General features: G+C 46.4%; 1 protein-coding gene. It reads left to right on the forward strand.

Translation table 11 applies throughout. The annotated features are described in order from the left end of the window. Positions 1-464: 464 nt before the first annotated feature. Positions 465-638, forward strand: a complete 174-nt coding sequence (locus tag GPL15_RS23220; protein ID WP_215701062.1) for a hypothetical protein — start codon at positions 465-467, stop codon at positions 636-638. Positions 639-644: the final 6 nt, after the last annotated feature.

Below are 644 nucleotides of genomic sequence, written 5' to 3' on the forward strand. Positions count from 1 at the left end.
GTCTTTTTCTATCCCTGGAGCCTAAGTTTCACTAACGGTTTCCAGATGGCTTTCATCCCCGAAGGATTCCCCTGGGCCCGTCCGCATCCAAACATCCAGTCCGTCCCCTCGTCCCGCTTTCCTGCTGGTGTTCTCTGGAGCTGGGGAATTAAATGCAATTTAGCTGTTAGCAGGTAGTTTTTAATATCAAGTTTTTTACATTAACCCTCAAGGCTTTTTCGAAAAAGCCTTCACCCTTTAATGTAAATCCCCACACCATTTAACATCAACCCTCAAGGCATTTCCGAAAAAGCCTTGACCTTTTACTGTTATTCACCACGTCAGTTACTTGAAATGTCTATACCATAATCTGCTCTAAATACCAAACACCGTCTCAATCAAACGCTTCTCTGCCTTTTCTAGTTCCCTTCTCCAAATCTTTATTTATCCTTTATCAGTCCAGTACACAGCCATGAATCCTGGAAATGGGGACGGACGGGGGCGGAGGCCTGCTTGGAGGCTTGACACCGGGCGGAGCGGAATTCGTTGGCGATGAAAGCCGTCTGGAAACCGTAAGTGAAACTAAGGCTCCAGAGATGGAAAAAGACGGGCAGAAACTGAAAACCAAATCAGTTTCTGAGATGCCCACTGAACGGTAAAGTCCC

Origin of the sequence: Clostridium sp. MCC353, from assembly GCF_018785315.1 — a bacterium.
GTDB lineage: Bacteria > Bacillota > Clostridia > Lachnospirales > Lachnospiraceae > CHH4-2.

Bases quoted from the DNA above. Each gene is read 5' to 3' on its own strand.
- GPL15_RS23220 (WP_215701062.1), top strand. From the start codon at position 465: ATGGGGACGGACGGGGGCGGAGGCCTGCTTGGAGGCTTGACACCGGGC.